The 12156-nt window shown below is 61.8% G+C and carries 13 protein-coding genes; 10 read left to right on the top strand and 3 right to left on the bottom strand.

The annotated features are described in order from the left end of the window. Positions 1-83 precede the first annotated feature (83 nt). The 9 genes from IGS75_RS01975 (at position 84) to IGS75_RS01935 (ending at position 8934) form a co-directional block, all read left to right on the top strand. Positions 84-1208: an aromatic ring-hydroxylating oxygenase subunit alpha gene (locus tag IGS75_RS01975; RefSeq protein WP_202257440.1), complete on the top strand. Its 1125-nt coding sequence runs from the start codon at positions 84-86 to the stop codon at positions 1206-1208. 21 nt (positions 1209-1229) lie between these two features. Further along, the gene (locus IGS75_RS01970; RefSeq protein WP_202257439.1) at positions 1230-2075 is read left to right on the top strand and encodes an aldo/keto reductase; all 846 of its coding nucleotides are present in this window, start codon (positions 1230-1232) and stop codon (positions 2073-2075) included. Between the two features lie 12 nt (positions 2076-2087). Next, positions 2088-3440, top strand: coding sequence for a hypothetical protein (locus IGS75_RS01965; protein WP_202257438.1), 1353 nt, complete (start codon positions 2088-2090; stop codon positions 3438-3440). Next, the gene (locus IGS75_RS01960; protein ID WP_141351451.1) at positions 3440-4309 is read left to right on the top strand and encodes a hypothetical protein; all 870 of its coding nucleotides are present in this window, start codon (positions 3440-3442) and stop codon (positions 4307-4309) included. Before IGS75_RS01965 ends, IGS75_RS01960 begins: the two co-directional genes overlap by 1 nt. Continuing rightward, positions 4306-4827 (top strand): hypothetical protein, encoded by a 522-nt coding sequence (locus IGS75_RS01955; RefSeq protein ID WP_202257437.1) that lies wholly within the window; start codon positions 4306-4308, stop codon positions 4825-4827. The genes IGS75_RS01960 and IGS75_RS01955 overlap by 4 nt, the downstream gene beginning before the upstream one ends. Next, positions 4827-5915 (top strand): hypothetical protein, encoded by a 1089-nt coding sequence (locus IGS75_RS01950; protein WP_202257436.1) that lies wholly within the window; start codon positions 4827-4829, stop codon positions 5913-5915. Before IGS75_RS01955 ends, IGS75_RS01950 begins: the two co-directional genes overlap by 1 nt. Further along, entirely contained in the window at positions 5912-7351 is a 1440-nt protein-coding gene (locus IGS75_RS01945; protein WP_202257435.1) for an NADH-quinone oxidoreductase subunit D-related protein, read from the top strand. Before IGS75_RS01950 ends, IGS75_RS01945 begins: the two co-directional genes overlap by 4 nt. A gap of 44 nt (positions 7352-7395) precedes the next feature. After that, complete coding sequence (locus tag IGS75_RS01940) at positions 7396-7833, top strand: NADH-quinone oxidoreductase subunit B family protein (RefSeq protein ID WP_141351652.1); 438 nt, start codon at positions 7396-7398, stop codon at positions 7831-7833. A gap of 165 nt (positions 7834-7998) precedes the next feature. Continuing rightward, positions 7999-8934, top strand: a complete 936-nt coding sequence (locus IGS75_RS01935) for an ROK family protein (RefSeq protein WP_141351445.1) — start codon at positions 7999-8001, stop codon at positions 8932-8934. A 75-nt stretch (positions 8935-9009) separates the two neighbouring features. Here the strand turns inward: IGS75_RS01935 and IGS75_RS01930 are convergent, their stop codons facing one another. From IGS75_RS01930 to IGS75_RS01920, 3 genes are all read right to left on the bottom strand, one after another. Beyond that, positions 9010-9891: a CDP-alcohol phosphatidyltransferase family protein gene (locus IGS75_RS01930; RefSeq protein ID WP_141351443.1), complete on the bottom strand. Its 882-nt coding sequence runs from the start codon at positions 9889-9891 to the stop codon at positions 9010-9012. A gap of 14 nt (positions 9892-9905) precedes the next feature. Continuing rightward, entirely contained in the window at positions 9906-10583 is a 678-nt protein-coding gene (locus tag IGS75_RS01925) for a phosphatidylserine decarboxylase (RefSeq protein WP_141351650.1), read from the bottom strand. Between the two features lie 89 nt (positions 10584-10672). After that, positions 10673-11395 carry a methyltransferase gene (locus tag IGS75_RS01920; protein ID WP_202257434.1) on the bottom strand — a complete coding sequence of 241 codons (723 nt, stop codon included), beginning with the start codon at positions 11393-11395 and terminating at the stop codon, positions 10673-10675. A gap of 40 nt (positions 11396-11435) precedes the next feature. Between IGS75_RS01920 and gloB the strand changes: the two genes are divergently transcribed. Continuing rightward, positions 11436-12152, top strand: a complete 717-nt coding sequence (gene gloB / locus IGS75_RS01915) for a hydroxyacylglutathione hydrolase (RefSeq protein ID WP_202257433.1) — start codon at positions 11436-11438, stop codon at positions 12150-12152. Positions 12153-12156 lie beyond the last annotated feature (4 nt).

Below are 12156 nucleotides of genomic sequence, written 5' to 3'. Positions count from 1 at the left end.
GTTTCAAATTGTATCCGATTCCCTTGATGGAAGACGCTCCGTAACCGGGGTGCCGTTCATTCCACTGGAGAGGATGATTGATTGTGCCAGATCCCACGAATTCTTTGCCTACACCTTTGAAGACTGATCTTCGCCGCGTCGATATTAATCCCGACTTCTGGTATCCGCTGGCTTGGTCAAAGGATCTCAAGCGCGGCAAGACGATCGGACGACGGTTCGGGCGCTTTCCTGTTGCATTGGTGCGGCCTGAAGAAGGACGTGTCTTCGCGCTCGAGGACCGCTGTGCGCACCGGCAGGTTCCGCTCAGTTTGGGGAAGGTTAGCGGTGAGGCGGTCCAGTGCTGCTATCACGGCTGGGCTTATGGCCGGTCCGGGCGGTGCATTGATGTGCCGTATCTGGGTAAAGGTAAATTGCCGAATGGCGTGAAGACGTATCCCTGTCGTGAGGCCGGTGGGATGATCTTCATTTTTCCGGGCGATGCAAAAAAGGCGGAGAGCGTGCCGTTGCCGTCTCTGGCTCAGCTGGACAATCCGGCCTTCAAAACACGGCGCTTCAGCCCTGTCGTGAAGTGCCATTACACGTTCATGCATGAGAACCTGATGGACATGAACCATCAGTTCCTGCACCGCCGTCAGATGGGGCAGATCAGGGCACGTTTTCTGGGGCAGGATGCGGGTGAGGGCTTCATCGAGGCACGCTACAGCTTTGCGCGCAGTGGAAATCAGCAGCCACTGGCGGAACGTCTGATTTTTGGTAAGCATCATGATGATCCGAACCGGGAGCAGCCGGTCGAGGAAATCGTCAGTATCCGCACGGCCTATCCGTATCAGAGCCTGAAAATCCATGACAAGGATGGCGATCTGATCATGGAATTGTTCAGTGTTTATGTGCCGAATACGGCGGATGGCATGAGTACGCAGTGTTTCGGCCTACTGTCGGTGCTGCGGCCTAAAACGCCGTTCCTGATCGACATAATCTGGCCTGCGCTGGGTATCTTCACGCACCGGATCTTTGAAGAAGACCGCGAAATCATGGAACTGGAGCAGAACGCCTGGTGCGAACTCGGCGGTGATCATAACGTCGAGGTCTTCCCGATCGTGCGGAAACTGCGGGGTCTTCTGGTGCAAAATGGTGTAGCGCCGAAGACGGATATGAGGGCGCAGACTGAAATTTCGAGGGAACAGCCGGCTGATCCTATCGTTGTCTGAAGACACAGACAGGAAATAATCATGAAAACAGTCACGCTCAGGAGCGGTGTCACAGTTCCCGCACTTGGAATGGGGACCTGGAATGTCGGCGACAGTGCGGCCCGGCATACGCATGAGGTTGAGAGCCTGCGCAAGGGGCTTGAGGCTGGTTTGCGGGTTATTGATACGGCCGAGATGTACGGCAATGGTCGTTCAGAAAAGCTTGTGGGCGAGGCCATCGCGGATGTGCGCGATGACGTTTACCTCGTCAGTAAGGTGGTACCGTCCAATGCGTCGTATGATGGTGTGCGCAAGGCTTGCCGGCGTTCACTGAAGCATCTCGATACGGATTGGCTGGATCTGTACCTGTTGCACTGGCGCGGGGGCACGCCGCTTGAGGAGACGATCCGCGCGTTCGAAGACCTGAAGGATGACGGGTTGATCCGGGGCTGGGGTGTTTCAAACTTTGATGTCGATGACATGGAGGAAGTTGAGAGCCTGTCGGGAAACTGTCGGGTCAATCAGGTGCTGTATAATCTTGAGCATCGCGGGACAGAGTTCGATCTTCTGGATCATGATTTGAGTACCGATACGGTCACGATGGCATATTCGCCGCTCGGGCAGGGCGGAGCGCTGCTGGAGCATCCGGCACTGAAGGATGTGGCGTCGCGCCATGAGACGTCCCTGGGGCCTGCTGATCCGGCGCAGATTGCGCTGGCCTGGGTGCTGCGCCGGCCGAATGTGATGGCCATCCCGAAGGCTGGTTCTCCGAACCATGTTGCCGGAAATCTGGCCAGTCTGGAGATCAGTCTGACGGATGCGGATCTCAAAACGCTGGACAGTGCTTTCCCTCCGCCGAAACGCAAGGTATCTCTCGCCATGATCTGACGGTCGTGATGATTGCGGTCCGTTTTCACCTCTTGTTCGGACCGCGCCCTGCATATTTTTACCTCCCTTTTTCATGTTGATCCGGTTTCTCTCTGCCTGGCGTTTCTGGTCGTTCCTGCCTGTGTGCAGGCGATGCAGCCGGGGCGTGCAGGGAGAGCCGCGGTTCTCTGTGTGGCGGCGCTGGCTACGGTTCTGGGCCTGTCGCCAGCCGTTCAGGCTATCGCGCTGGGCGTGATTGCGGCTCAGGACCGGGAGGCCTGTCCGGCAGTGTGGAGTGTTCCGGCTCTGCTGCTTTCTGTGCTGTTTCCGGCCCAGACATTCTTGGTGCTGGCAGTGTTGCCAGTCCTGTTCTGGTCTGCGCTGGTGCGCCAGCCTGACGAGGAGAAGGAAGGCGGGGCATTTCCCGCCGTGATGGGCATTCTGGGCGTATCGCTGGTCTGGCATGCGCCTGTGTCGGTTCCGGCTGAGCTCGTCGCAGGGCTTGGGGCGGCTGTGATCGCATTGCTGGGCCGGTCTGTCCTTGGGGCCTGTCGTCCGGGAGATCTGGGGCTTTTGCGCCCTGCTCTGCTGATGGTTCTGGTCGTGGCGGCGCAGGCGGAAGGTCTGGCGGTCTGTGCCCGGATTGCGCTGGAAGCCACACTTCTTGATCTGTCACTGCTGGTTCTGACGGCCGTAGTGGGACGCGTGTTTCCGGCGCTGTCGGTGTTACGGCTGCCGTTTCCACCTTTGCCCGGACTCGTTGTCCTATGGCTTGGGATTCATGCCGCGCTCGGTATGGCGGCAGGGGTCGAGGGCTGGAGCGTGCTGGGTGTCGTAGTTGCCCTGCTGCTGGGGCTGCTGTCTCTCTCGGATATTCTCATTGTGGGATGGGTTTTGCGGTCGTGGCAGGGGACTGTTCCGGGCACCTCTGTTCTCTTCATAGGGGCGGCAAGTCTGCTGTTGCCTGCGTTGGTGTTTGGGATGGCGAGTCCGGTTCTGCATTTCATAAGTGGAGAGTGGGTCTGGCCTGTCTGGCGCATGGGCGGTGGGGATGGCGCCTCTCTGCGGTTGCCAGCTTTCGTGCTTACAGGGGCTATTCTGTGGTGTGTTCTGGTGCGTCCCTGGCGGGTTGTCGGAGGGATTGTGCAGGCGGCCTCCACGCTTCTTCCTGCGCTGGGAAATCTGCTTTCGGTCGGGGAGGGTCTGTTTGAGGAAGCACCCTCCCTGGGTTGGAAAATGCGTAGCGTCATCGTGGCAGGGCGGCGTCGGCTCAGAGTGCTTCGAGGCGTAAAGGCTCCTGTTCTTCCCGATTTGCGTCAGGGCGCGGTGGGGCTTTGGCTTGTGCTTCTTGGTCTCGTTCTGGCGGTACTGGGAGTGATGGCGTGATGGGGCATGAGATCGGACTGATCCTGCTGTCCGTGTTGGAAGCGCTGTTTCAAGTGGGGCTGCTTCTCGTTTTGGCGCCGGTGATGGGCTGGTGTTTGGACAGCCTGCCGCTCTGGCTGGCGGGACGGTCAGTCGGGAGCGTGCGGTTCCGTCTGTTACAGGCGGCGCGTGTCTGGAGAGCGCTGTTTCAGGCTCCACTAGGCGGACGTCCGGCGATGGCGTTGACGGCGGGTGTGTTGACGCTTGTGTGTCTGCCGACAGTTACAACGGGCTCGGCGTTGTCGTCGCTGGCTGATCCGCTTGTTGTCGGGCTGGTCGTGCTGCTGGGGCGCGGATTCCTGGGGCCGGGCCTGGTGCAGGGTGAAGGGGGCCGTCTGGTGCCTGCAGTTCTGCTCCTGTGTCTGACCGAGGCCCTCATTGCTCTGGCCGCACCGGGGACGGACGGTTTGTCGGGCCTGTGCGCGATGCTGCATATCGAGCCTGAGCCGGGCCTGGAGGGTGCGCTTGCAGCCTGTGCGCTGGCGCTTGGAATTGCATGTCCGCCTTTGCGCTCGGATGATGTGACGCAGATGCTGTCCGGCCTTCAGGATCGTCATGAACGTGAGGCCACGCGCAGTATTGCCGATGTGCTGAATTGTGGCTGGCTGCTGCTGCTGGCGGATCTGGCGTTGCCGGTGAGTGTCGGACTTGCGCAGGGCGGTGTGCAGGGCTGGTGGCTCGGGTTTCTGGCATTGGGGGGAAGGTTGGCGCTGACGGTTGCTGTGGCGGTCGGGCTGCGTCTGATGGCGCAGGAGCGGAGTGCGCGGCTGACGGCGTTGTTTGCGGGTGTGGCGCTCCTTCTGGCTCTGGCGGGGAGGTTTGGCACATGATCGTGGGGTTTGGATTACTGCTGCTTCTGGCGCTGGCGGGTCTGGGCAAGGACGGGCGGGGGTTGCCGCTCTATGGGGCGGTCTGTGCCTTTGCGGGGGCGACGGTTTGTTCGGGGCTGATGGCGCTTCTGACGTCTGCGGCCCTGGTCGGGCTGAATTTTCTTGCCTGGGTCTGGCTGCGGCGCTTTGCGCCGGAAGCGCCGGATCGGGCGGCTGTTCTGCCGGTTGTCGGGACGCTTGTGTTGCTGCTCGCGCTCGGACTATCGGGTGCGGGTCTGGGACTTGCGCCTGTTCTGGGGGCTGGAGCGGTTCTGGCCGGTCTTTGCGGTGCGGCATGGGGGACGCCGCTGGTTCAGTTCACGGGGCTTTTACGGGCTGCGGACGGGCTGGTCGTCGTGGCCTGCGTGCTTCATTCATGGCCCCTTTTTGCGGCGGCGCTGAGCCTGTGGGGTGTTTTGGCGGCGCTCGGTGTGACGCTTCTGCCGCGTTTGGCGTGGCGCAGGATGGAGGACGTCTGATGCATCCGCTTGCTCCTGTTGGAACCCTGTTTGCCGTAACGGTCTGGCCGCTTCTGGCGGCATTGCTGCTTCTTCTGACGCCGGAAAACCGCCAGCCTGCCAGTAGTCTGACTTTCGCAGTGGCCGGGCTCGTCATTACGCCGCTGGCTGTCTGGCTCATGCCGGGCACGGATGCGCTGGCAGCAGCGTGTTCCTGTATCGTGACGGCAATTCCGCTGCTTCTGCCGCAGGCTCAGGACCGGACCGGGCGCATCCTGCCGTTTCTGGTGACTGGCTGTGCGCTTCTGGCACTCAACATTCACTCCGCTTTTGCCGTGACGGTTCTGTGTGGTGCGGGAACGGTTCTGCTGGCCTGGCGTGAGGGGCGTGGGCCTCGCAAGGCGCTTGTTGTCTGGGATATGGCGCGCAGCCGGCTGGGCGGTGTGGTGCTGGGGCTTCTGGGGGCTTCGCTTCTGCCGATGCAACAGTCGTCGCTTGGTGCGGTGCTGCTGACAGTGGGGCTGTGCATGGTGGCAGGGCTTGGGCCCTCGCCGACTTCGGCGCCTGAGGCAGCGCTTCTGGATACGGGGCTGCGGTTTTCGGCACTCATGCTGATGTTCCGGCTGAGTGCGTATCCGCTGGTTCATCTGCTGATGCTGATCGCGGGGTTCGGGACGATCATCATGCTCGTCTCGTCACGCTCCTCAGGCCGGAATATGTCCCTGCCGATGCTGTCTGCCTTCGGGGCTCTGGCGGCTGCGACTGCGGAAGGCACGGCGCTGATCCTGCTGCTGCTTGCGGCGCTTGGGCTTGCGGTTCTGGACCTGCGCGGTGCAGAGGGCGAGGATGGAATTGCGGCCGGGGCTGCGCCTTGGCCGGTGTTTTGTGCGCTTGTCGGGATCGGGCGGTCGCTTGAAACCGGGCAGCTGGTTCTGCTGATGGTGTGTCTGCTGCCTGCTTTGTGGTCTGTGAGGCACAGGACGCTTCTGCCAGCGTTTGCTCGGGGAGAGCGGGGCATGGTGGTCGTAATGCAGGCAGTTCTGCTTCTGGGGGGGCTGTGTGGTCCGCTGTTTTTGGCCTGGCATCCGGTGACGGGGTGGCGGCCATGATGGGGATGGGACGGATCATCCGCAGCGGCGAGCGGGTTGCGTTGTCGCATTATCATCTTGATGCCGAACAGTGGAGCGCAATGCTGTCGGCGCCGGGCGCGACGTTGCCATTAATATCCTGCTGGGCGGATGATGCCCGTGCCTACGTGCTGCTGTTGGAGGGGGATCGTCCGCTTCTGACGAGCACGGCAGTGGAAGAGCGGCGTTATCTTGCGCCGTCCTCGCGTTTTGCCGGGGCCGAATGGGGCGAACGCGTGGCGTATGACCTGTATGGCGTGGAAGCGATGGATGCCCGTGGGAATGGAGCGCCAGCGCTGGATGAAGGCGGTTGGACGTCCACCTGGCCGCTGTCGTCCCGTCCGGGGCCAGCGGCAGGAGGATTGCGGCCGCTGGCGGGAAGTCATCTATTGCGTCCTGAGCAGACGGGGCTGAGCGGACCGCTGGAACTGTCCTTTGAGGTTCGGAAGGGTAAAGTCCGGAGTGTGGAGGTTTGTGCGGGAGGCGCGCATCGCGGAGTTGTGTCGCGCCTGCTGGGGCGGACGCCGGAAGAGGCCATGCCGCTGGTGTCTCGGATGACGGCGGGTGGATTCGTGGCGCATCCTCTGGCTTTCGCGCGGGCTGTGGCGCAGGCGCGCGGGATGGTTCCGGGGCCCGGCATTCGGGATGTCTGGATGGTGTTGCTGGAGATCGAGCGGATGTCGCTCCATCTGTTCGACATGGCTAGGACGGCGCGGGGTGTGGATGCGGAGTTGCTCGCGACGCATTGCGATCATGCGCGGGAAGCCATCGCGCGGGCCTGTGCGGAGCAGGGTGTTTCGCGACGTCTGATGGATATGGTGACTTGTGACGGGTTTCGGGATGGGCTCGAGATCGTGCCGCTGGCTCAGGCCGTTCATGCGGTAATGCAACCGCGTCTTGCAGCGCTGGAAGAGCTTCATCGGGTTTTTGCATCGCGGCTGGACGGATTTGCGGTTCTGGATGTGAGGCTGGCCGAACGCTTTGCCGTGGGTGGCGTGAGTGGGCGGGCGAGTGGCCGCAGCATGGACATGCGGCGGCGGGAGGCCGGGATGCGGCTTGAGGCATTGCGGGCGACAGGATCGAGCCAGGGGGATGCTCGGGCGCGAGAAGGGCTGCGGCTTGCCGAAATCCGCGACTCTCTCAAGCTGCTGGAGCGGATTCTGGGGAGTATCGGTCTGGAAGACGACGAGCCCGCGCCGGACCGGACGGATGAGGGCATTGGCGTGGCCGAGGGCGCGCGCGGAGATGTGTGGTACTGGGTGCGGTTGAAAGACGGGCGGATCGAGAGCCTGCATGTGAGGGATCCGGGTGTATCGCTTCTGCCGGTTCTGGGCGCGATGCTGCGGGGTTATCCCATCAGCCGGGTGCCGGCGGCTCTGGGTTCGATCGGGATTTCACCGGCGGGGATTGCGCTGTGAAGGCTGTACAACGGACGGGGCCTCTGAGCCTGCTTTACGCTTTCATGGATGCAACGCGTGGGCGGGCGTCTGTGAACGGGGAAATTCCGCGGCGGGAGCGTCCGATCGGGCTGTATATTCTTGAGACCGGTGGCTGCGAGGGATGCTTCATGGAGGTCGAGTCCCTCAATGGCAGTGCGTTCGCGCTGGAGCAGGCGGGTTTTGTTTGTGTGAGCGATCCGGCGGATGCGGACTGGTTGCTGCTGACCGGGGCGGTGACGCGGGTCTGTGCTGAAATGTTAGACCGGGTGTGGCGGGCTATGCCGCCGGGCCGGAGCCTGATTGCGGTTGGGGCTTGTGCAGTCGATGGAGGGCCGTTTCCGGCCGGTTATGCGACGTTGGGAGGCTTGCAGGCCCTGACGCCGGTGCGGCGTGCGATTCCGGGCTGTCCACCAGCGCCGCAGGAGATCCTGCACGCGCTTGAGGAACTGGCGCGGGTCTGATCGCGATATTCTGAAACTGGAAATTGCCTGAAACAACGAAGTTTTGTCTTCGGACGGCTTGTCGTGACACGGTTTCGCGTTAAAGCAGACGGACGCACTGGATGCGTTTCCCATGAGGTTCGGTCGCCTGTCGTTCAGGTCACCGTATAGAGCACAGGGCTAGAGATGGCTGATTATCGCCTTGGAATTGATCTTGGTGGCACGAAGATCGAAATTGCCGTTCTGAACCGTTCGGGCGATCTCGTCCTGCGCGAACGCATTCCCAATCCCGGTATCTATAATGAAGCCGTTCTGGCTATGCGTGATCTGGTGACGGATGTGGACCGCCGTCTGGGTGCGGTGCCGAGCCACCGTGTGTCGGCCGGGCAGCATACGTCTACGCTGGGAATCGGCATTCCGGGATCGATCTCCCCGGAAACCGGGCTGATCAAGAACGCCAATGCGACCTGGCTGAACAACCAGCCTTTCGGTCATGATCTGGAATCCGCTCTGGCGCGCCCGGTCCGGACGGAAAATGACGCGAACTGCTTTGCTTTGTCCGAAGCGGCCGATGGCGCGGCCAAGGGCATGCTGACGGTGTTTGGTGTCATCATCGGGACCGGCATGGGTGCGGGCATTGTCAATAACGGCCGCGTTCTTGAAGGGCGTCATCATATTGCTGGCGAATGGGGGCATCTGCCTCTGCCCTGGCCGACGGAAGAAGATGCGCCGGCGCGCGAGTGCTTCTGTGGGAACAAGGGCTGCATGGAGCGCTACCTTTCGGGTCCGGCACTTGCCGCGGACTGGAAAGGGCCGGGTAACCGTAATACGGCCGGGATCGAAGAGGCTGCGGCCAATGGTGATCAGGCGGCGATTGCGGCTTTGGGCCGTTACACTGAGCGTTTTGCCCGGGCCTGTGCCATGGTCATCAACTTCCTTGATCCGGATGTGATTGTTCTGGGTGGTGGCGTCTCCAATATTCATACGCTGTATGAGCGCGTGCCGCCGCTTCTGGCCAAGCATGTCATTACGCCGGTCTGCACGACGCCGATCGTTAAGAACAAGCATGGTGACAGCTCTGGCGTGCGTGGCGCGGCATGGTTGTGGGACGTGACGGAATAAGTCTGTCGCGTAATTGGATATGAAAAAGGCCGCCCGGTTTTCCGGGCGGCCTTTTTTTGTTGGCATTTCCTGCTCTCAGGCAGGTTCTTCTTCAACCGTTTCCGACATTTCTTCCGCCGCCAATTTCAGGCGATGGTAAGAGCGGCGGGAGAAAGGGAGGATTGCGATATAGAGTAATCCCGCACCTGCGAGGGCACCCCAGGGGTCAGCGACCAGAAGGGCGGCATATAGTCCTGTTCCGAGCATCAGGGGCAGGACGTAGCGCGCCGGAACCTTGAAGTTCTTGAACGACCAGACTGGCAGCGTTGAGACAAGAAGTAGTCCGGTAAAAATCAGGCAGACAGCTGAGACGAGGGGCAGGCGGGCAAAGGTAGCTAAACCTTCGGCGTGGAGACGATCGGCCTCAAGTCCCAAAAAAACCGGAAACAGCACCAGTCCGGCTCCGGCAGGGGCGGGAACGCCTGTGAAGAAGCTATAGGAATATTCTGGCTTGTCGTCGTCATCGAGGCTCGCGTTGAAGCGGGCCAGACGCAGCGCCATGCAGACCGTGAACAGAATGCACGGGACGAAAGAATAGCGTCCGGCATGTTCGAGCGACCACATCAGCAACACGAAGGAGGGGGCCACACCGAAGCATACGAAGTCGGACAGGCTGTCGAACTCCGCGCCAAAGCGGGTGGCTCCCTTGAGTAACCGTGCGATCCGCCCGTCCAGACCGTCGATGCAGGCGGCGATCAGTAGGGCTACGGCCGCAGGCTCAAACTGGTGTTCGAGCGCGAAACGCATGCCGCTGAGCCCGGCGCAGAGGCCGAGCATCGTCATGATGTTGGGGATGAGGCGGTTGAACGACGGCCCACGCACGCGAGTGCGGGGATTGCGCCCCATGCGTCGGAGCCTGCGTCGGATGCGGCGTCTTTTGGTGGGGCGGATGGGTTCAACCGTTGGCGGTGTGGTCATGAACGGCGTCTGGCTCAGAGCTTCGCCAGGACAGTTTCGCCACCGACCATGGTCTGCCCTTCCACAACCAGGGGTTCGACGCCAGGCGGCAGGTAGACATCGGTGCGCGAGCCAAAGCGGATCAGGCCGAAACGCTCGCCGGCTTCTACGCGGTCGCCTTCTTCGACAAAGCACAGGATGCGGCGTGCGATCAGCCCGGCGATCTGGACAACGCCGATGTTGCGACCGTCTGGCAGCGTCAGGCGCAGTTCGTTGCGTTCGTTGTGCTCGGAAGCCTTGTCGAGGCTGGCATTGAGGAATTTGCCGGCGTGATAGGCGATCTTTGTGACTTCACCAGCGGCGGGCATGCGGTTGATGTGGACGTTCAGCACGGAGAGGAACGTTGAGACGCGCCAGACCGGAGTGTGACCCATTTCCAGAGCGGCAGGCGGGGTGACCAGCGCGACGGATGTAACGCGACCGTCAGCGGAGGCCAGCACCAGATCAGTGCGTGGCGGCGGCGTGCGCTTGGGGTCGCGGAAAAAATAGAGGCAGAAAGCCGTGAAGGCGATGCCTGCGTTGCCCAGTAGACGGGTGGCGCGCCAGGGCGTGGCCCGTCCGAGCAGCCCGACGAGCGAGCCCGCGAGGAGGAAGGGAGTCGCGGCACGGTGCGGCGGCGACAGGACAAGCTTGAAGGACTGGATCAGCGACATGGAACGCACTCTTACGGCACACGGCGGGAGGGTCAAGAATTCGCCACAAAGAAGGCGTTTTTCGGGCAGGTTTTCTGCTTTCTCCGTCTTCAGGCGGGCTTGGCTATCTGTCGGGGGAGCGGGGTGCGCAGTTTTTCGTCGATCAGAGGCGTTCCCGCATAGACGTTCTTGTGGGCCGTGACGACGTGCACTCCGCCGCAGGGGAGGCGAAGTGTATGGCCCGCCCGTTCTATCAGGCGCCCCTGCGTGACTGACAGCGCGGCGGGCGGAGGCATCAACGCAGAGGAATGGTGTTCGATCCGGAACAGGGCCTGATCGAGCAGGCGCGTTAGTTGGCCGCTGCTGTATGGGATGCCATGACCGAAGGGTGTGGCATCCGTGTGGGCCCAATAGCCGGAGCGGTTGGGAACGACCAGCGTCAGGACCCCGTCATCGTTGAGGGTGCGCCAGATGGCGCGGAGGAAATCTGGAGCGAAGCGGGTGAATTCGAGGCCGTGGACCACGAGGACGGCGTTCATCGAGAGGTCGTCGAAGGGCAGACGTCCGCTGCTGACGATGCAGTCCGCCCAGGGGATGTTGCTTCGGCTGGTTCTCTGCGTCTGTGGATGCAGGAGGCGACCCGAAACGGCGAATTCCGCACTTTCCGGAAGATAGGGGGCTGTATAGCCTATCCCGAGGATCCTTCGGCCGCGCATGGGGGGCATGATGCTCTGCAGGCGGTCGTTGAGAAGCAGCGCCGTGCGCTGGCCCTGTCGGCTTTCGTAGAAAGTGGCGGCATCATCGGAACGGATGCGGGCCAGGGACGTCAGCATGCAGCTACCTCATCAGCAGGACACTCCAAGGGGAACAGTCATGCCACTCGATATCAAGCCGATTCCGGTTCTCTCTGACAATTATGCGTGGCTTCTGACCGCGACAGCAGGTCAGCGCGCCGTCGTCGACCCCGGTGAAGCGAAGCCGATCATGGACGAAATCGGGGAAGGGCGGCTCGACATGATCCTGCTGACCCATCATCACGCCGACCATACGGCGGGCACGAATGCTTTGCGGGAGCGCTATGGCGCAAAGGTCTATGGACCCCGGCAGAAAAAGGAATGGCTGCCCCCGCTGGATCATGACCTGGAAGATGGAGACAGTTTCTCGTTGGAGAGTGTGAAGATCCGGGTTCTGTCCACGCCGGGCCATGCTGTAGGGCATGTGTCGTATGTCGTGCCCGAGGTTCCGGCGCTCTTTTGCGGGGATGTGCTGTTTAGTCTGGGATGCGGGCGGTTGCTGGAAGGGACAGCGCAAGAGTTGTTCGACAGTTTGCGTCGTTATGACAGTCTGCCGAATCAGACGCTTGTCTGTGCGGGACATGAATATACCCGCTCCAATCTGGCCTTTGCGCTTCATGTCGAGCCGGACAACGCAGCCCTGAAGGCGCGGGCCGGGGAAGTCGAGCGTCTGCTGGAAGCCGGGCGGCCGACGTTGCCGGTGACACTCGGAGTGGAGCGCCAGACAAATCCGTTTCTGCTTGCGCCGGATGTGGCGACGTTTGCGCGCTTGCGCAGGGAAAAGGATACGTTCTGAAGGC

The sequence above is a fragment of the Gluconobacter sphaericus genome (genome assembly GCF_016757795.1).
In the GTDB taxonomy this organism is placed as follows: Bacteria; Pseudomonadota; Alphaproteobacteria; order Acetobacterales; family Acetobacteraceae; genus Gluconobacter; species Gluconobacter sphaericus.
Note: the sequence above shows the minus strand (reverse complement) of the source record. Positions and strands in the feature narration are given on the sequence as shown.

Coding starts and splice junctions, on each gene's coding strand:
- IGS75_RS01960 (WP_141351451.1), top strand. CDS start 3,440: ATGGGGCATGAGATCGGACTGATCCTGCTGTCCGTGTTGGAAGCGCTG.
- IGS75_RS01950 (WP_202257436.1), top strand. CDS start 4,827: ATGCATCCGCTTGCTCCTGTTGGAACCCTGTTTGCCGTAACGGTCTGG.
- IGS75_RS01970 (WP_202257439.1), top strand. CDS start 1,230: ATGAAAACAGTCACGCTCAGGAGCGGTGTCACAGTTCCCGCACTTGGA.
- IGS75_RS01945 (WP_202257435.1), top strand. CDS start 5,912: ATGATGGGGATGGGACGGATCATCCGCAGCGGCGAGCGGGTTGCGTTG.
- gloB (WP_202257433.1), top strand. CDS start 11,436: ATGCCACTCGATATCAAGCCGATTCCGGTTCTCTCTGACAATTATGCG.
- IGS75_RS01955 (WP_202257437.1), top strand. CDS start 4,306: ATGATCGTGGGGTTTGGATTACTGCTGCTTCTGGCGCTGGCGGGTCTG.
- IGS75_RS01930 (WP_141351443.1), bottom strand. CDS start 9,891: ATGACCACACCGCCAACGGTTGAACCCATCCGCCCCACCAAAAGACGC.
- IGS75_RS01935 (WP_141351445.1), top strand. CDS start 7,999: ATGGCTGATTATCGCCTTGGAATTGATCTTGGTGGCACGAAGATCGAA.
- IGS75_RS01940 (WP_141351652.1), top strand. CDS start 7,396: ATGGATGCAACGCGTGGGCGGGCGTCTGTGAACGGGGAAATTCCGCGG.
- IGS75_RS01920 (WP_202257434.1), bottom strand. CDS start 11,395: ATGCTGACGTCCCTGGCCCGCATCCGTTCCGATGATGCCGCCACTTTC.
- IGS75_RS01925 (WP_141351650.1), bottom strand. CDS start 10,583: ATGTCGCTGATCCAGTCCTTCAAGCTTGTCCTGTCGCCGCCGCACCGT.